Source organism: Enterobacter chengduensis (assembly GCF_001984825.2).
Lineage (GTDB): Bacteria > Pseudomonadota > Gammaproteobacteria > Enterobacterales > Enterobacteriaceae > Enterobacter > Enterobacter chengduensis.
Genome location: NZ_CP043318.1, coordinates 1,030,809 through 1,047,427 on the forward strand (window position 1 = coordinate 1,030,809; position 16,619 = coordinate 1,047,427).

The 16,619-nt window shown below is 57.7% G+C and carries 16 protein-coding genes and 1 tRNA gene; 13 read left to right on the forward strand and 4 right to left on the reverse strand.

Annotated features, from left to right (window positions below; translation table 11 throughout):
• Positions 1 to 13: 13 nt before the first annotated feature.
• On the reverse strand, positions 14 to 919 hold the full coding sequence (gene yafC, locus FY206_RS04935; protein WP_032638271.1) for a DNA-binding transcriptional regulator YafC: 906 nt from the start codon (positions 917 to 919) through the stop codon (positions 14 to 16).
• A 104-nt stretch (positions 920 to 1,023) separates the two neighbouring features.
• Here yafC and FY206_RS04940 point away from each other — a divergent pair, with 104 nt between their 5' ends.
• The 3 genes from FY206_RS04940 (at position 1,024) to FY206_RS04950 (ending at position 3,985) form a co-directional block, all read left to right on the forward strand.
• The gene (locus tag FY206_RS04940) at positions 1,024 to 2,199 is read left to right on the forward strand and encodes an MFS transporter (RefSeq protein ID WP_032638273.1); all 1,176 of its coding nucleotides are present in this window, start codon (positions 1,024 to 1,026) and stop codon (positions 2,197 to 2,199) included.
• A 136-nt stretch (positions 2,200 to 2,335) separates the two neighbouring features.
• Entirely contained in the window at positions 2,336 to 3,136 is an 801-nt protein-coding gene (locus FY206_RS04945) for an endonuclease/exonuclease/phosphatase family protein (RefSeq protein ID WP_032642466.1), read from the forward strand.
• A gap of 75 nt (positions 3,137 to 3,211) precedes the next feature.
• Positions 3,212 to 3,985 (forward strand): class I SAM-dependent methyltransferase, encoded by a 774-nt coding sequence (locus FY206_RS04950; RefSeq protein ID WP_032638275.1) that lies wholly within the window; start codon positions 3,212 to 3,214, stop codon positions 3,983 to 3,985.
• Between the two features lie 52 nt (positions 3,986 to 4,037).
• Here the strand turns inward: FY206_RS04950 and mltD are convergent, their stop codons facing one another.
• Positions 4,038 to 5,402: a murein transglycosylase D gene (gene mltD / locus FY206_RS04955; protein ID WP_032638277.1), complete on the reverse strand. Its 1,365-nt coding sequence runs from the start codon at positions 5,400 to 5,402 to the stop codon at positions 4,038 to 4,040.
• Between the two features lie 68 nt (positions 5,403 to 5,470).
• The gene (gene gloB / locus FY206_RS04960) at positions 5,471 to 6,229 is read right to left on the reverse strand and encodes a hydroxyacylglutathione hydrolase (protein ID WP_032638279.1); all 759 of its coding nucleotides are present in this window, start codon (positions 6,227 to 6,229) and stop codon (positions 5,471 to 5,473) included.
• A 32-nt stretch (positions 6,230 to 6,261) separates the two neighbouring features.
• Between gloB and FY206_RS04965 the strand changes: the two genes are divergently transcribed.
• Positions 6,262 to 6,978: a class I SAM-dependent methyltransferase gene (locus tag FY206_RS04965; RefSeq protein WP_032638281.1), complete on the forward strand. Its 717-nt coding sequence runs from the start codon at positions 6,262 to 6,264 to the stop codon at positions 6,976 to 6,978.
• On the opposite strand, the gene rnhA is transcribed toward FY206_RS04965, so the two are convergent.
• Positions 6,979 to 7,446: a ribonuclease HI gene (gene rnhA, locus FY206_RS04970; RefSeq protein WP_023310485.1), complete on the reverse strand. Its 468-nt coding sequence runs from the start codon at positions 7,444 to 7,446 to the stop codon at positions 6,979 to 6,981.
• Positions 7,447 to 7,510: 64 nt separating this feature from the next.
• On the opposite strand from rnhA, the gene dnaQ reads away from it, so the two are divergent.
• From dnaQ to FY206_RS05015, 9 genes are all read left to right on the forward strand, one after another.
• Positions 7,511 to 8,242 (forward strand): DNA polymerase III subunit epsilon, encoded by a 732-nt coding sequence (dnaQ, locus tag FY206_RS04975; RefSeq protein ID WP_032638283.1) that lies wholly within the window; start codon positions 7,511 to 7,513, stop codon positions 8,240 to 8,242.
• Between the two features lie 132 nt (positions 8,243 to 8,374).
• Positions 8,375 to 8,451, forward strand: a tRNA-Asp gene (locus tag FY206_RS04980).
• A gap of 380 nt (positions 8,452 to 8,831) precedes the next feature.
• Positions 8,832 to 9,551 (forward strand): FadR/GntR family transcriptional regulator, encoded by a 720-nt coding sequence (locus FY206_RS04985; RefSeq protein WP_032638285.1) that lies wholly within the window; start codon positions 8,832 to 8,834, stop codon positions 9,549 to 9,551.
• Positions 9,548 to 10,561, forward strand: a complete 1,014-nt coding sequence (locus FY206_RS04990; RefSeq protein WP_032638287.1) for an ABC transporter ATP-binding protein — start codon at positions 9,548 to 9,550, stop codon at positions 10,559 to 10,561. Before FY206_RS04985 ends, FY206_RS04990 begins: the two co-directional genes overlap by 4 nt.
• The gene (locus FY206_RS04995) at positions 10,558 to 11,640 is read left to right on the forward strand and encodes an ABC transporter ATP-binding protein (protein ID WP_032638289.1); all 1,083 of its coding nucleotides are present in this window, start codon (positions 10,558 to 10,560) and stop codon (positions 11,638 to 11,640) included. Before FY206_RS04990 ends, FY206_RS04995 begins: the two co-directional genes overlap by 4 nt.
• A 2-nt stretch (positions 11,641 to 11,642) precedes the next feature.
• Positions 11,643 to 13,157 carry an ABC transporter substrate-binding protein gene (locus FY206_RS05000; RefSeq protein ID WP_077064323.1) on the forward strand — a complete coding sequence of 505 codons (1,515 nt, stop codon included), beginning with the start codon at positions 11,643 to 11,645 and terminating at the stop codon, positions 13,155 to 13,157.
• 18 nt (positions 13,158 to 13,175) lie between these two features.
• Positions 13,176 to 14,117 carry an ABC transporter permease gene (locus FY206_RS05005; protein WP_008500268.1) on the forward strand — a complete coding sequence of 314 codons (942 nt, stop codon included), beginning with the start codon at positions 13,176 to 13,178 and terminating at the stop codon, positions 14,115 to 14,117.
• 2 nt (positions 14,118 to 14,119) lie between these two features.
• Positions 14,120 to 14,995, forward strand: a complete 876-nt coding sequence (locus FY206_RS05010; RefSeq protein WP_045890577.1) for an ABC transporter permease — start codon at positions 14,120 to 14,122, stop codon at positions 14,993 to 14,995.
• Positions 14,996 to 15,004: 9 nt separating this feature from the next.
• Entirely contained in the window at positions 15,005 to 16,606 is a 1,602-nt protein-coding gene (locus FY206_RS05015) for a gamma-glutamyltransferase family protein (protein ID WP_032638297.1), read from the forward strand.
• Positions 16,607 to 16,619 lie beyond the last annotated feature (13 nt).

Here is a 16,619-nt window from a genome sequence, read left to right on the forward strand (position 1 = left end):
GTAGTCTGAACCCTCACACAGCTCCTCCGGGAGCTGTTTTTATATGTTCACTCAGGAAGTCAATAAAAGCGCGAATCCGCGTACTCACCGCTCTGTCGCTGTAATACACCGCGCTAAAGGGCATCTCGACTGGCAAACGTTTATCCGCCATCAGCTCCACCAGTTCACCTCGTGCAATTTCCTTGTCAATCATATAGTCAGACAGGCACGCGATGCCGTTTCCTTCAAGACACAGCTGCTTCAGCGTTTCCCCGCTGTTAGAGGATAACCCGCAGGTAATTTCATGGAGCTGGCCATCATGACAGGCGATAGGCCAGGTGTTCAGCGACACCGGCTCCGTAAAGCCCAGGCAGAGATGTTGCTTCAGCTCTTCAACCGTCTCCGGTTTACCATGTTCGGCAATATACTCTGGCGATGCGATAATTTTGCGGTAGCTGGCAAACAGAGGGCGGGCACGCAGGCTTGAATCTGTCAGGGTCCCCGCCCGGATAGCCACATCCACTTTACGCTCAATGAGGTTAATAAACGTCTCTGAAGAGACCAGAGAAAGCGTCATCTCAGGATAGCGTTCGCGAAAAGGCTTGATCAGCGGCATCAAAAAGTGAAGCACGACCGGCGTAGCCGCATCAATGCGCAGCAACCCACGCGGCGTGCTGCGGGTTTCCATAATCTCCGTCTCCGCTGCGGCCATCTCCTGCAGTACCGACTGCACGCGGCGGAAATAACGCTCTCCTTCTTCCGTCAGGCTCAGCTGCCGCGTCGTTCGGTTGAGCAGGCTCACGCCCAGCTTCATCTCCAGCTTTTTTACCGATCGGCTTATGGCGGAATTAGCCTGTCCCAGCTGTTCGGCCGCGCGGCTAAAGCTGCCGCTTTCAACGACGGCGACAAAGATTGTCAGCTCTTCTGATGTTGCTTTCATTATTGCACCACCCGCAAAATTCTATTGATATTTTGACCATTTTTGTTATTTAAGCACTGGCCCATACTGCCTGTCATCTTAATCCTGATGATACGGAGTATTTTATGCCACTGGCGCTACTTGCCCTGACGATCGGTGCCTTTGCAATTGGCACGACCGAATTCGTTATTGTGGGACTGGTTCCCACCATCGCTAATCAGCTTGCGATCTCGTTGCCTTCCGCCGGGTTGCTGGTCTCTATCTACGCCCTGGGCGTCGCCGTCGGCGCGCCCGTGCTGACGGCCCTCACCGGACGTTTCCCACGTAAGCAGCTATTAGTTGCATTAATGGTGCTGTTCACCGCCGGAAACATGCTGGCCTGGCAGGCGCCGAACTACGGCACCCTGGCGATCGCTCGTCTGTTGACCGGCCTCGCGCACGGTGTGTTCTTCTCGATTGGTTCCACCATTGCAACCAGCCTGGTACCCAAAGAGAAAGCGGCTTCAGCCATTGCGATCATGTTCGGTGGGTTGACGGTTGCACTCGTCACGGGCGTACCGTTGGGAACGTTTATCGGACAGCACTTCGGCTGGCGTGAAACGTTCCTTGCCGTCTCCTTATTGGGCGTTATTGCCCTGGTGACCAGCCTGCTGCTGGTGCCGTCGACTATTCCCGGCCGGGCCAGCGCAAGCCTGAGCGATCAATTGAAGGTCCTTACGCATCCGCGTTTGCTGATCATCTACGCGGTTACGGCGCTTGGCTATGGAGGCGTATTCACCGCCTTCACCTTCCTTGCTCCGATGATGCAGGACCTGGCAGGCTTCTCCCCCAACGCCGTGAGCTGGATTTTACTGGGATACGGTATTTCCGTGGCCATTGGCAATATCTGGGGCGGCAAGCTTGCGGATAAGCATGGTGCGGTACCGGCACTGAAATTCATCTTCGCCGCGCTGGTTGCTCTGTTGATGATTTTTCAGTTCACGGCTTCGATACAGTACGCCGCGCTGGTCACCGTACTGGTCATGGGGATTTTCGCCTTTGGCAATGTGCCCGGGCTTCAGGTCTACGTTGTACAGAAAGCCGAGCTTTATACGCCAAATGCGGTGGATGTGGCTTCCGGTCTGAACATTGCCGCTTTTAATATTGGGATCGCGCTGGGCTCCCTCATTGGTGGGCAAACGGTCGAACACTTCGGATTAACCCAGACCCCATGGATTGGCGCGGTGATTGTTCTGGTCGCCTTCCTGCTGATAGGCCTGAGTGGGCGCCTTGATAAGCCTACCCGCGTCGCGCTGGGGTAACATCAGTAAGTGCTTGCTTACAAAACTGGAAAGCGGTTTCTCAGAAATTGCGTTGAAAGTATGACCTAAAGTCCCTATAACATTAGAACCAGTCCGTTTTCCGGACTGGTTCATGTTACAGAGGCTGTTTCCAAAAGTGCGAAAAAATACCTATGCCATGCGTTATGTTGCCGGAATGCCCGCGGAGAGGATCTTGCCTCCGGGATCGTTTGCGAGCATAAGCCAGGCATTACCCGCCGGCACGCCGTTAAGCAGCGATGAAAAAATCCGCGTGCTGGTGTGGAATATCTTCAAGCAGCAGCGTGCGGAGTGGTTATCGGTTCTCAAGAATTTTGGCAAAGATGCCCATCTGGTCCTGCTCCAGGAGGCGCAAACCACCCCTGAGCTGGTGCGGTTTGCCACGACCAACTATCTTGCCGCCGACCAGGTGCCTGCCTTTGTCCTGCCACAGCATCCCTCGGGCGTGATGACGCTTTCAGCGGCACATCCGGTCTACTGCTGCCCGCTGCGCGAACGCGAGCCCATCCTGCGTCTGGCGAAATCGGCGCTGGTGACGGTCTATCCGCTGCCGGATACCCGAATGCTGATGGTGGTGAACATCCACGCGGTAAACTTCAGCCTGGGCGTGGATGTCTATAGTAAGCAGTTACTTCCCATTGGCGATCAGATAGCGCATCACAGCGGGCCCATCATTATGGCAGGCGATTTCAATGCCTGGAGCCGTCCGCGCATGAACGCGCTGTACCGCTTTGCGCGCGAAATGTCGCTGCGCGAAGTGCGTTTTAGCGATGACCAGCGCAAAAAAGCCTTTGGTCGTCCTCTCGATTTTGTCTTCTATCGTGGGTTGAACGTGCACGACGCCTCTGTTCTGGTGACGCGCGCCTCCGACCACAACCCTCTACTCGTCGAATTCAGTCCCGGCAAACCTGATAAATAATGGTGCGTCAGGTCTGCCGTGGGGCAGGCCTTCGCGGGTGCTGCCCTTTATTTTTCACTCACAAAGGACAGTACGATGACAACAACACGCTCCCATCATGACAACGTAGAAAAACAGTTTGGTTCTCAGGCAAGCGCCTATCTGAGCAGCGCCGTACACGCTTCCGGTCGCGATCTGGCGCGTCTCGGTGAACGTCTGGCAGCGTTTCCGCAGGCGCACGTGCTGGATTTAGGCTGTGGGGCAGGGCATGCCAGCTTTACGGCCGCGCAGCAGGTCGCGCACGTTACCGCGTATGACTTATCCAGCCAGATGCTGAACGTCGTTGCCGAGGCGGCGAAAGCGAAAGGGCTGAACAACATTGATACGCGGCAGGGCTATGCCGAATCCTTGCCGTTTGACGATGCGTCGTTTGAGGTGGCGATCAGCCGTTATTCCGCGCACCACTGGCATGATGTCGGCCAGGCATTACGCGAGGTTAAACGTGTCCTGAAGCCGGGCGGAATCTTCATTATTATGGATGTGATGTCACCCGGACATCCGGTGCGCAATATCTGGCTGCAGACGGTAGAAGCGCTGCGCGATACTTCACACGTGCAAAACTACGCCAGCGGAGAGTGGTTGTCGCTTATTACTGAAGCGGGGCTGATCGCGCGCGCGTTGATTACCGACCGCTTACCGCTGGAGTTTAGCTCCTGGATCGCGCGTATGCGCACCCCGGAAGCATTAAGCCAGGCGATCAGGCTCTATCAGGAAAGCGCGTCCGCGGAGGTAAAGGCGTACTTTGAACTGCAGGACGATGGCTCATTTACCAGCGACACCATCATGGCTGAAGCGCAAAAAGCGGGATAAACAAAAAAGGCACCGAGGGGAATCGGTGCCTTTTTATCTTTCGATCGCGTTATCAGGAGTCTGGCGTGGCGCTATTCTTCACAAACAGCGTCAGCTGGTCGCCAGGTTTCAGATTGTCAGTATCATTGTTCCAGCGCATCACATCCTTGATGTTCACGCCGTGTCGTTTTGCGATACTGGACAGCGAATCGCCCTTGCGCACGCGATAGGTAATGCTATCGCTGTTGCTGGCGAGACGCTGTGCGCTGCTACCTGCACCTACCGTCAGAGTTTGACCCACTTTCAGACCTGAACTGCGCAGGTTATTCCACTGCTGCAGATCTTTCGCCGTCACGCCAAGACGTGATGCAATGCCCGAAAGCGTATCACCTGAACGAACCTTATAGCTGCGGCTATTGACCGATGATGCATCGGCGATCAGCGTTGACTGAACGGCGGCGATTTCACCAGAAGCTAAAGACTCACGTAACCGTTCGGCATGTTTCTGCGGAACCATTACATACTGCGGGCCACTTGCCCCCAGGGTTGAGCCTTTAACGCCAGCATTAAAGGTTTTCAATTTACTTACCGACATACCCGTCATATCAGCAACCTGTTGGATATCAACCGGATTGCTGAGGCGAACGCGCGCCAGTGCACGACTTTCGTCTGGTGTTGGCAGTTGCACACCGTAACGCTTGCTGTTCTTGAGAATATCGCTCAGTGCCAGCATTTTCGGTACGTAAATCTTCGTTTCCTGTGGCAGTGAGAGCGACCAAAAATCGGTGGATTTACCCCGTGCTTTATTCGCTTTCATTGCCTTCAGTACACGACCTTCGCCGCTATTGTACGCTGCGACCGTTAACAGCCAGTCGCCGTCAAACATCTTGTTCAGACGTTGCATCATGTCGAGAGCGGCTGTCGTTGAAGCGACAACATCGCGACGCGCATCATAGTTGCGGGTCTGTTTCAGACCATAGTTTCGCCCGGTGCTCGGAATGATCTGCCAAATGCCCGCGGCATTGGCGCCAGACGTCGCGTGTGGGTCAAAAGCGCTCTCCACTATGGGTAGGAGTACCAGCTCCATAGGCATGTTACGTTTTTTAACTTGCCCGGCTATCCAGTACATATACGGCTCTGCCCGTAACGTTACATCGTGGAGATAGCTCTTATTACCTAAATACTTCTGTTTCTGTTCGCGAATCCGGGTATTTTCCGGAATTCCCATCTTTAGCTCGTCGCCAATAGAGGTCCACAAGTCTTGATCCTGCGCGAAAGATGTTCCATCGTCCATCCAGCGCGCCGAACTTGCAAACTTCCCTGCTTCCCCTTGACCAGCTGCAGAAAGGCTCTGTGCGTGCTGCTGTACGTTGCTGCCGTTCTGCGACTGGCAACCTACAAGCAGGACAGAGGCGAGTAATATCGCTTTTGCCTTCATGTGTGTGTCAATAGTTGCTTAAAAGACGAGCGATGATAACGGCGAAATTTTGAAAAGGCAACCCGCAATTATCTGAAGTTATCTTTCTTTGACCTTAACCATGCAAATCGCTGTTCTGGTTGTTGCAAATTTGTTTCTTGGTTAATTTTGTTAATTAAATCAATATCATCTGTTCGTAAAAATAAATTAATCTGGCGCTCATTTTTCAGAATTACGGGGAGTGTTTTTTGGTTTTTTGCACGTAACTCCTTCACTTTGTGATAATAATCCTGAATCGCTCGATCCTCGGGTAAGAGGCTTATCGCAAACTTCATATTTCCTAATGTATACTCATGGGCGCAACAAATGACGGTCTCATCGGGCAGGGCATTAATCTTCTGTAAAGACTGATACATTTGCGCTGGCGTGCCTTCAAACAGCCTTCCGCAGCCGCCGGAGAACAGCGTGTCGCCGCAAAAAAGATAAGGCTTACTGTAGAAACATAGATGTCCTAAAGTGTGACCGGGCGTAGCAAATACGGAAAACTCCCACTCGCGTATGAGGATTTTTTTGCTTTCTTCGACTACTTGCGTGATCCCCTTATCTTGTGCTTCAGCCGGTCCGTAAACCACAAGATGCGGAAAGTGGTCGCGCAGTTCAGGCACGCCGCCAGTATGGTCGTTGTGGTGATGCGTCAACAGAATAGCCTCTGGCTGCCAGCCGTTCTCCTTTATTGCGCGCAGAACCGGGGCCGCTTCTCCGGGATCGACAATGACGCATCGACGTTCATCGTCAACCAAAACCCAGATGTAATTGTCCTCAAAAGCGGAAATACTGATAAGATTCATACATTACCTCTAATAGCGTGGCGGGTGTGTTGATGAAACCGGCAAGGATACCTCAGGCTGTCGCAGCACCGGAACGTTGGGCAGAATTGCCCTGGGGTGAATACTATCGCGAGGCGTTAGAGCAACAGCTTAAGCCCTGGCTCGCGAAAATGTATGGCTTTCACCTGCTTAAGATTGGCAATCTCAGCGCGGAAATCAATACCGAAAGCTGCGCTATCTCGCATCAGGTGAATGTCTCTCTCGGCGGATCGCCGGTTCAGGTTAAAGCAGACCCGCTGCATCTGCCGTTTGCGGAAAAATCCGTCGATGCGTGTTTGCTCGCACACACGTTACCCTGGTGCAGCGATCCGCATCGTCTGCTGCGCGAGGCCGATCGCGTGCTGATTGATGACGGCTGGCTGGTACTGAGTGGATTTAACCCGCTGAGCCTGATGGGGCTGCGTAAGCTGGTGCCCGTGCTGCGCCGGACGCCGCCTTACAACAGCCGGATGTTCACCCTGATGCGCCAGCTCGACTGGCTTTCGCTGCTGAACTTTGAAGTGCTCTGCTACGGCGGTTTTCAGGTGCTGCCCTGGGCGCGGCAGGGGGGCGTCTTGCTGAACACGCATTTGCCTGCCTTAGGCTGCATGCAGTTTATCGTCGCGCGTAAGCGAACCATTCCCCTTACGCTTAACCCCATGAAGCAAAGCAAATCGAAAACGCCGATCCGCCAGACCGTAGGCGCCACGCGGCAATACAGAAAGCCCTGATCAGGCGTCAGGCTGATACCCCGCGTCCTCATGCGCAGGGTTAGAGGCTGCCGCACGCGCCAGTTCGTCGCAGCGTTCGTTTTCCGGGTGGCCGGCGTGGCCTTTAACCCACTCCCACTTAATCTGGTGCTGGCCCAGCGCAGCATCAAGACGTTTCCAGAGATCGACGTTCTTGACCGGCTTCTTATCGGCGGTCTTCCAGCCGCGTTTTTTCCAGTTATGGATCCACTGGGTAATCCCCTGGCGCACATACTGGCTGTCGGTACTTAACACTACGTCACAATGTTCTTTTAACGCCTCCAGCGCCACGATGGCCGCCATCAGCTCCATCCGGTTGTTGGTGGTCAGAAAATAGCCTTCGCTGAAGGTTTTTTCGTGCTGGCGATAGCGCATAATCGCGCCGTAGCCGCCGGGACCCGGGTTGCCGAGACAAGATCCATCGGTGAAAATTTCTACCTGTTTACGCATCTCTGGTAGACTTCCTGTATTTGAAACGTTCAGTTAAACGATAAGTCTGACATAAATGACCGCTATGAGCACTGCAATTACTCGCCAGATTGTCCTCGATACCGAAACCACCGGTATGAATCAGATCGGCGCGCACTACGAAGGGCATAAGATCATTGAGATCGGTGCCGTTGAAGTGGTGAACCGTCGTCTCACGGGGAACAACTTCCATGTGTATCTCAAACCCGATCGGCTGGTGGATCCAGAGGCGTTCGGCGTTCACGGTATTGCCGATGAGTTCTTGCTGGATAAGCCGACGTTTGCGGATGTCGCTGACGAGTTCCTGGAATACATCAAGGGCGCCGAGCTTGTCATCCATAACGCCTCGTTCGATATCGGCTTTATGGACTATGAATTCAGCAAGCTTAATCGTGATATCCCGAAGACGAACACCTTCTGTAAGGTGACGGACAGCCTGGCGCTGGCAAGGAAGATGTTCCCGGGCAAGCGTAACAGCCTTGATGCACTCTGTTCGCGCTATGAGATAGACAATACCAAGCGAACGCTCCACGGGGCGTTGCTCGATGCCCAGATCCTCGCCGATGTCTATCTGACGATGACCGGCGGGCAGACGTCAATGAAGTTCAGTATCGAAAATGAGTCTCAGCAGACGCAGGGCGAAGCGGGTATTCAACGTGTTGTCCGTCAGGCGAGCCGGCTGCGGGTTATTTTAGCCAGTGATGAAGAGCTTATTAACCACGAATCGCGGCTTGATCTGGTGCAGAAGAAGGGCGGCAGCTGTTTGTGGCGTGCCTGAAAAAACGGCTGAATGCCTGTAAAATCATCGTTTGGGCGATTTTTGCAGCAAACGATTCAAAACGTGAGAAAAAGCGTTGACGAGATCGGAGGCGCACCGTAATATGCGCCTCGTTCCCCAAACGGGAACAGTGGAGCGGTAGTTCAGTCGGTTAGAATACCTGCCTGTCACGCAGGGGGTCGCGGGTTCGAGTCCCGTCCGTTCCGCCACTATTCAGAAGGCCTGAATCAGAAATGATTCAGGCCTTCGTCGTTTCAGCATTCTGCGATCTTATTCCTTCATCTATCGTTAACAAAAAGTTAATCTCCATAGTGCAATTAATTAACAATTGCACGAGTGCAGTGCGTTATTTGCACTGATATTGTGCATTTCGCCGCCGTGCCTTTCTTCCTACCTCAGCTACGCTGTCTCTTTCTGTAAAAATAATTCACGCAGGATCATTGGCTTATCTCCCTCGCGCCCAAAAAAAAGCCGAACCAATTACGAATTGGTTTGGTTATTGCTTAATCATTAGCACGATAAGCGTCATTCCATATCAATAGCTTATCGTTAATAAAAATAAAGTCATGATGAAAGCGAGCGAACCAATATGGAAAAACCGTCACGGTTTCTGGCCAATTCCAGCACCGCGCTTGAGCAGCTGCGCGGGCTTATCAACCAGCATGAGTCAACACCAGGCATACCGCTGCCCACGGAACGTGAGCTGTCGGAAACACTCGGCGTAGGACGACGTGAAGTGCGTCGTGCGCTGGACGTGCTGGAAGAAGAAGGGCGCATCTGGCGCAAGCAGGGCAAAGGGACCTTTATTGGCCCGGCGGCACCTGTAGAACCGCTGGCCCTGCAGGGATTGGTTCAGCAGACCAACCTGCTGGAAGTGATGGAAGCTCGTCTTCAGCTCGAACCCGGCTTAGCCCGGCTTGCGGCACTGCGTGCCACCAGGGAAAACCTCGCGCTCATGCAGCGCATGCTGGAACGCATCGACAAGGTCAGCCCGGACGACCGCGATCTCAACGAACTCTGGGACAGCGCCTTCCACCGGGCGATTGCCGAGGCGGCGGGCAACCGCCTGATGCTCGGCCTGTTTGATGCCATTGATGCCGTGCGGCGCGAACCGGGCTGGCAGCATCTGCGTGAATTAGCCCGCACCCCCGAACGCGTCGACAGCTATAACGACCACCACCACAAGATTATGTCTGCGATTATCCATCGCCAGCCCAATGAAGCCGCAGCCGCCATGCGCGAACACCTGCTCAGCCTGCAAACCGCCCTGATTCAGGCGATCCACCTTGAGGACGACTTCACGCCATGACGACAATACCCTTTAAGGACGCCACGCCCGTACTCCGGCTGAATAATCTCAACGTTAAATTTGCCGGCTCTCCGGTAAGCGTACTGGACGGCATTTCCCTGACGGTCAAAGCGGGCGAAACGCTGGCGCTGGTGGGGGAGTCCGGCTGCGGAAAAAGTATCACCTCGTTAGCGCTGATGGGATTACTGCCCGCAAGCGCGCAGATTGTCAGCGGTGAGATGCGGTTTCGCCGCCACGATCTGCGAAAGCTCTCGCCGCGGGAGTATGCCGATCTGCGCGGCAGCGAGCTGGCGATGATCTTTCAGGAGCCGATGACCTCGCTCAATCCGGCGTTTACGTTGGGCGATCAGCTCAGCGAAGCGGTTATGCGGCACCAGAACGTCTCGCGCGCGGAGGCGATGAAGGTCGCGCTGCAAATCCTTGAGAAGGTACAAATCCCGGCGGCCGGAATGCGCCTCAAGGCGTATCCCCACCAGCTTTCCGGCGGCATGCGCCAGCGGGTGATGATTGCGATGGCGCTGATTAACCATCCCAAACTGCTGATTGCCGATGAACCGACCACCGCGCTGGATGTCACCATTCAGGCGCAAATCCTGACCCTGCTGAACACCCTTAAAGAGGAAACCGGCACGGCGGTGCTGATGATCACCCACGATTTAGGCGTGGTGGCCGAAGTCGCCCAGCAGGTGGCGGTGATGTATGCCGGACAGGTGGTGGAGCAGGGGAGCGTGGAGGCGATCTTCGCCGACCCGCAGCACCCGTACACCATCGGCCTGATGGGCTCGATCCCCTCGCTGGGCGCGCGTAAAGGCCAGCTCTCCACCATTCCCGGTTCGGTCCCGCTGCCGGAGTCCATGCCGAAAGGCTGCCGCTTTGCCACCCGCTGCCCGTTTGCGCAGTCCCGCTGCCATGATGAAAAACCGTCGCTCAACACGCTCGGCGCGGGCCATCAGGTCGCCTGCTTCCGCGTGCCGCTCGAACACCACGTTGCCCTGGGAGAGACCGCATGACCACGCCCATTCTTGAAGCCCGGGACCTCAGCAAGCTTTTCCCCGGCCCGAAAAAACTTTTCGCCCCGGCACGGTTTGTTACGGCGGTCGATCGCGTTTCGCTTGCCGTGATGCCGGGCGAAACGCTGGCGATTGTCGGCGAATCTGGCTCCGGGAAATCCACGCTGGGTCGTCTGCTGCTGCGCCTGCTGGCCGCCAGCGAAGGGCGCGTGTTTTACCAGGGGGAAGAGATCACGCATGCCTCGGGGGCACGCCTCAACCAGCTCAGGCGCGAGCTGCAGATTATCTTTCAGGATCCCTTTGCCTCGCTGAACCCGCGCATGACCGTGGAGCAGATTGTCGGCGAGCCGCTGTGGCTGCACCAGAACATGAAAAAAGCTGACCGGCAGTATCGCGTCGCGGAGCTTCTCAAGACCGTTGGCCTGCCTGCCGCCTGGGCCGGGCGCTATCCGCACGAGTTTTCCGGCGGCCAGCGCCAGCGTATCGGCATTGCGCGCGCGCTCGCCTCGGGCCCGAAGCTGCTGCTGGGGGATGAACCCGTCTCTGCGCTGGATGTGTCGGTGCAGGCGCAGGTGGTTAATCTGCTGGAGAGCCTGAAGCACCAGCTGGGGCTGACGATGGTGATCGTCGCCCACGGTCTGGCGGTGATCCGCCACATGAGCGACCGCGTGGCGGTGATGTACCTTGGGCAAATCGTTGAGCTTGCCACCGTCGACGAGATTTTTGACGCGCCGCTGCACCCCTATACTCAGGCGCTGATCGCCTCGGCGCCGCAGATGCAGCCGGGCGTTGAGCGCGTCGCGCCGCTGCTGCAGGGGGATCTGCCCAACCCGGCCAGCCCGCCGTCCGGCTGCCGCTTCCACACCCGCTGCCCGTACGTTACCGATGAATGCCGCCAGGTCGAGCCAATCAATCAGGTTCTGGATGGCGGACGCCAGGTTGCCTGTCACCGCTGGCAGGAGATTAACCGCGATCGCAGCGTTATCCAGATTGCACCGCCATCCGCCGCTTTTCTGCGCCGCCGCGCGCTGTTTGAACACGCGGCCACTCACTCCTCCCTTCCTTCAAGGAACTCATGATAATGACAATGCGTAATTCTCTTTTGACCGTACTGGGAAGTGTTATGTTGCTTGGCGCGGCGCTGCCCGCCCATTCTGAAAGCGTGCTGCGGATCGGTCTGGGCGCCGACCCGGACATGCTCGACCCGCACCTGGCGCGCACCTACTATGGCCGCTTCGTGTTCGCCTCCCTGTGCGACAGGCTGGTGGACGTGGATGAAAACCTGAAGGTCGTCCCCGGTCTGGCGAAAGACTGGGCGTGGAGTGACGACGGCAAAACCCTGACCCTGAATTTGCGCGAAGGCGTCACCTTCCACGACGGAGAGAAATTCGATTCCGCCGCCGCGAAATACAACCTCGACCGCGCCCTGACCTTAAAAGGCTCCCTGCGTAAAAGCGAGATCTCCTCCGTGGAATCGATAGAGGTTACCGGCCCGATGCAGATTGCCCTGCACCTGAAAACGCCGGATGCCGCGCTGCTGATGCAGCTCACCGACCGTGCGGGCGCGATGATGGCGCCTGAAGCGGCGAAAAAGCCCGACTTTGCCGCCCATCCGGTCTGTTCCGGCCCGTACAAGTTCGACAGCCGCGTGTCCCAGGACCGCATCGTGCTGACCCGCTTCGACAACTACTGGAACAAAGACGCCTACCACTTCGACAAAATTATCTATCTGCCGATCCCGGACGCCTCCGTGCGCCTCGCGAACCTGCGGGCAGGCGATCTTGACCTGACCGAAGGCATCGCCGCCAGCGACGTGAAAACCGTCGAAGCCGACAGCAAGCTGGCGCTGGCGAAGGTAACGGGCCTGGGCTATCAGGGCATTACGTTTAACATCAACAACGGCAAGGTGCCGGCAAACGATCCGTTCAGGGACGCCCGCGTGCGTGAAGCCTTCTCACAGGCTATCGACCGAGATGCCTTAAACCAGGTGGTCTTCGAGGGGCTCTACACCCCGGCAAACCAGGCGTTTTCACCGGTCAGCCCGTATCACGTCAACCTGCCGGTTCCCCCGCGTGACGTCGACAAGGCCAAAGCGCTGCTGAAGGCGGCAGGCGTCACCGCGCCGCTGACCGTCAACCTGCTGGTGCCGAACAACCCAACCTCGCAGCAGGTAGGCCAGGTGCTGCAGGCGATGGTCGCCGAGGCGGGCTTTAACCTGAACCTGCAGATGACCGAATTCGCCACGCTGCTGGATCGCCAGCAGAGCGGGGACTATCAGCTGAGCTTCTCCGGCTGGTCGGGGCGCCCGGATCCCGACGGCAGCATCTACGGCTTTATCAACAGTAAAGGCACCCTTAACGACGGCCGCTACAGCAACGCGCAGGTGGATGAGTGGTTGACGCAGGCGCGCCAGAGCACCGACCAGGCCGCGCGCCAGCCGCTGTACGACAAGGTGGTGAAGCAGCTGCAAACCGACATGCCGATTGCCTACCTCTACTTCGAGCCGCGCATTTTCGGTCTCAACAAAAGCGTGCAGGGCTTTAAGCCGTACCCGGACGGCATCGTGCGTCTGGCGGGTTTGACGCTGGCGAAATAACCGTCCCGAGGAGAACCCATGCTGGAACTGATTTGCAAACGTCTGCTGCTGGCCGTCCCGACGCTGCTGCTGGTGAGCATGATGGTGTTCGGGCTGCAAAAGCTGCTGCCCGGCGACCCGCTGATCGCCATGGCCGGCGAGGAGCGCGATCCGGCGGTTATTGCACAGCTGCGCGCGGAGCTGAACCTTGATGCGCCGATCCCCGTGCAGTATTTCCACTGGCTGACGCGGGCGCTGCAGGGGGATCTGGGCGTTTCCTTGCGCACGCACGAACCGGTGACGCAGCTGATTGCCAGCAAGCTGCCGGTCACGCTGGAGCTGTCGCTGCTGGCGATGATTATCGCGCTGGTGTTTGGCATCAGCATGGGGATCCTCGCGGCGGTGAACAAAAACAGCTGGGTCGATCACGGGGCGAACTTCGTGGCGATCTCGGGGATCTCGATTCCCCACTTCTGGCTGGGGATCCTGCTGATTCTGGTCTTCTCGGTGAACCTGCAGTGGCTTCCCGCGTCCGGCTACGTGCCGTTCAGTGAAGATCCGCTCCAGAACCTGCGCACGCTGCTGCTGCCTGCGTCCGTGCTCGGCACCGGCCTCGCGGCAACGCTGATGCGCCACACCCGCGCGTCGATGATTGCCGTGCTGAAGGCAGATTACATCCGCACCGCGCGGGCAAAGGGGCTGCTGCCGAAGGCGGTGATCTTAAAGCACGCGTTTCGCAACGCGCTGGTGCCGGTAATCACCCTTACCACGCTGCTGTTTGGCGAGCTGCTGGGCGGGGCGGTGCTGACCGAGCAGGTCTTCACCATTCCCGGCTTCGGCAAGATGATCGTCGACTCGGTATTTAACCGCGACTATGCGGTGGTGCAGGGCGTGGTGCTGATCGTGGCAATCGGTTTCCTGATGCTGAACCTGCTGGCCGACGTGCTCTACGTCCTTATCAACCCGAAAATGCGAGGTTAACCATGGCGGAACTGACGACGCAAACCGCTGTGCCCGCGCTGCCGCGCGCGCAGAACCGGGTGCTGACGAAATTCCTCGGCAATAAAAGCGCGGTGATTGGCGCGCTTGTGGTGGGCTTCTTCGTGCTGGTGGCGCTGCTGGCGCCGTGGATTGCCCCGTTCGACCCGGTTAAAGCCAACTTCCTGGCGGTGCGCAAAGCGCCGTCGGCGATGTACTGGTTCGGCACCGACGAGCTGGGGCGCGACATTTTATCCCGCATTATCTGGGGGGCGCGAACCTCGCTGATGGCGGGCTGTATGTCGGTTGTTATCGCGGTGGTCATCGGCGTGCCGCTGGGGCTGGTGGCGGGGTATTTCCAGAAGATGTGGGACGGCGTCATCTCGCGGTTCATTGAAGCGCTGCTGGCCTGTCCGTTCCTGATCATGGCGATCGCGCTCGGGGCATTTTTAGGCCCAAGCCTGACCAACGCCATGATCGCCATCGGCCTTTCCGCGATGCCGATCTTCGCGCGCCTGACGCGCGGGCAGGTGATCGCCATCCGCAACGAAGAGTACATCGACGGCGCGCGGGCGATTGGCCTGCCGGATAGCTGGATCATCATCAAATACGTTCTGCCGAACGTGATGTCGCCGATCCTGGTGCAGGCCACGCTGGCGATCGCCTCGGCGATCATCGCCGAAGCCAGCCTGTCGTTTTTAGGGCTGGGACAGCAGCCGCCCAACCCGTCCTGGGGCTCCATGCTCAACACCGCAAAGGGCTTTCTGGAGCAGGCGCCGTGGATGTCCGTTTTCCCCGGCGTGGCGATTTTCCTTGCCGTGCAGGGCTTTAATTTACTCGGCGACGGGCTGCGCGACGCGCTCGATCCGCGCCACGACTAAGGAGTCATGATGACCAAAGCGCTTGATTTTATGTCCGGTTACGAATCACGACGCCCGCCGATGCTGGGCCATAACGCCGTTGCCACGTCGCAGCCGCTGGCGGCGCAGGCGGGCATGAAGATGCTGCAGCTGGGTGGGAATGCCGTGGATGCGGCCATTGCCGCCGCGATGGCGCTCACGGTGGTCGAGCCGACCGGCAACGGGATCGGCAGCGACGCCTTCGCCATCGTCTGGGACGGTAAAAAGCTGTACGGCCTGAACGCGTCGGGCCGCTCGCCTGCCAGCTGGCACGCGGATCTGTTTGCCGGAAAAACGGCGGTACCGGAAATCGGCTGGGACGCGGTGACCGTGCCGGGCGCGGTATCCGGCTGGGTCGCGCTGGCGGAACGCTTCGGCACGCTGCCGCTGACTACCCTTGCGCAGCCGGCCATTGACTACGCGCGCAACGGTTTCCCGGTCTCGCCGCTGATTGGCCATCTCTGGCAGCGCGGCTATAGCAAGCTGAAAGATCAGCCCGGCTTCAGCGCCTGCTTCGCGCCGGAAGGCCGCGCCCCGCGCGTGGGGGAGATCTTCCGTAATCCGGCGCAGGCAAACTCGCTGGAGCTGATTGCGAAAACCAACGGTGACGCGTTTTACCGCGGCGAGCTGGCGCAGAAAATTGCCGCCTTCGCCAAAGAGCACGGCGCGCACCTGACGGCTGAGGATCTCGCCAGCCACCGCGTGGACTGGGTAGACCTGCTGTCGCGCGACTTCGCGGGCGGCTCGGTGCAGGAGCTGCCGCCAAACGGCCAGGGGATTGCTACGCTGATTGCGCTCGGCATTCTGGAGCAGTGCGGCATTGAGAAGCATCATCCGGATTCCGTTCAGTCTCTGCACCTGTCCATTGAGGCGATGAAGCTGGCGCTGGCGGATCTCGATCGCTACGTGGCGGACGAGGAGCATATGGCGTTCGCGGCAAAAGAGCTGCTGAGCGACCATTATCTGAAGGCGCGCGCGGCGCTTATCGATCGTGATAAGGCGTCCGATTTTTCCTACGGTTCCCCGACGCAGAGCGGCACGGTCTACATCAGCACCGCCGACGCCAGCGGGATGATGGTCTCGTTTATTCAGTCCAACTATATGGGCTTCGGTTCAGGGATTGTGGTGCCGGACACCGGGATCAGCCTGCAAAACCGGGGCTGTGGTTTTTCGCTGGATCCCAGTCACCCGAACGCGCTGGCGGGTAGCAAACGTCCGTTCCACACCATCATTCCGGGCTTTGCGATGGACGGCAACGGCCAGCCGCTGATGTCCTTCGGCGTAATGGGCGGCCCGATGCAGGCGCAGGGGCACATGCAGATGGCGCTGCGCATTATGCTGCACGGGCAAAACCCGCAGGCGGCAATCGATGCGCCGCGCTGGCGCGTGGTGCAGGGCAGGGAGGTGATCGTTGAATCGACCTTCGATCGCAATACGATCGCCGCGCTGCGCGAACGCGGACACCAGATCGTGGTGGAAGATCCGCTGCAGGATTATAACTTCGGCGGTGCGCAGGTGATTTACCGTCTGCCGGAAGGGCACTACGTGGCCGCGACGGAGAGCCGCAAGGACGGGCAGGCGCTCGTGAGTTAATACTTTATCCTCC

What these genes read in the sequence shown, in the direction of transcription:
- FY206_RS05010 (WP_045890577.1), top strand. Translation starts at nt 14,120, where the DNA reads ATGGCGGAACTGACGACGCAAACCGCTGTGCCCGCGCTGCCGCGCGCG.
- FY206_RS05005 (WP_008500268.1), top strand. Translation starts at nt 13,176, where the DNA reads ATGCTGGAACTGATTTGCAAACGTCTGCTGCTGGCCGTCCCGACGCTG.
- mltD (WP_032638277.1), bottom strand. Translation starts at nt 5,402, where the DNA reads ATGAAGGCAAAAGCGATATTACTCGCCTCTGTCCTGCTTGTAGGTTGC.
- dnaQ (WP_032638283.1), top strand. Translation starts at nt 7,511, where the DNA reads ATGAGCACTGCAATTACTCGCCAGATTGTCCTCGATACCGAAACCACC.
- FY206_RS04940 (WP_032638273.1), top strand. Translation starts at nt 1,024, where the DNA reads ATGCCACTGGCGCTACTTGCCCTGACGATCGGTGCCTTTGCAATTGGC.
- rnhA (WP_023310485.1), bottom strand. Translation starts at nt 7,446, where the DNA reads ATGCGTAAACAGGTAGAAATTTTCACCGATGGATCTTGTCTCGGCAAC.
- FY206_RS04985 (WP_032638285.1), top strand. Translation starts at nt 8,832, where the DNA reads ATGGAAAAACCGTCACGGTTTCTGGCCAATTCCAGCACCGCGCTTGAG.
- FY206_RS04950 (WP_032638275.1), top strand. Translation starts at nt 3,212, where the DNA reads ATGACAACAACACGCTCCCATCATGACAACGTAGAAAAACAGTTTGGT.
- FY206_RS04995 (WP_032638289.1), top strand. Translation starts at nt 10,558, where the DNA reads ATGACCACGCCCATTCTTGAAGCCCGGGACCTCAGCAAGCTTTTCCCC.
- gloB (WP_032638279.1), bottom strand. Translation starts at nt 6,229, where the DNA reads ATGAATCTTATCAGTATTTCCGCTTTTGAGGACAATTACATCTGGGTT.
- yafC (WP_032638271.1), bottom strand. Translation starts at nt 919, where the DNA reads ATGAAAGCAACATCAGAAGAGCTGACAATCTTTGTCGCCGTCGTTGAA.
- FY206_RS04965 (WP_032638281.1), top strand. Translation starts at nt 6,262, where the DNA reads ATGAAACCGGCAAGGATACCTCAGGCTGTCGCAGCACCGGAACGTTGG.
- FY206_RS05000 (WP_077064323.1), top strand. Translation starts at nt 11,643, where the DNA reads ATGACAATGCGTAATTCTCTTTTGACCGTACTGGGAAGTGTTATGTTG.
- FY206_RS04990 (WP_032638287.1), top strand. Translation starts at nt 9,548, where the DNA reads ATGACGACAATACCCTTTAAGGACGCCACGCCCGTACTCCGGCTGAAT.
- FY206_RS05015 (WP_032638297.1), top strand. Translation starts at nt 15,005, where the DNA reads ATGACCAAAGCGCTTGATTTTATGTCCGGTTACGAATCACGACGCCCG.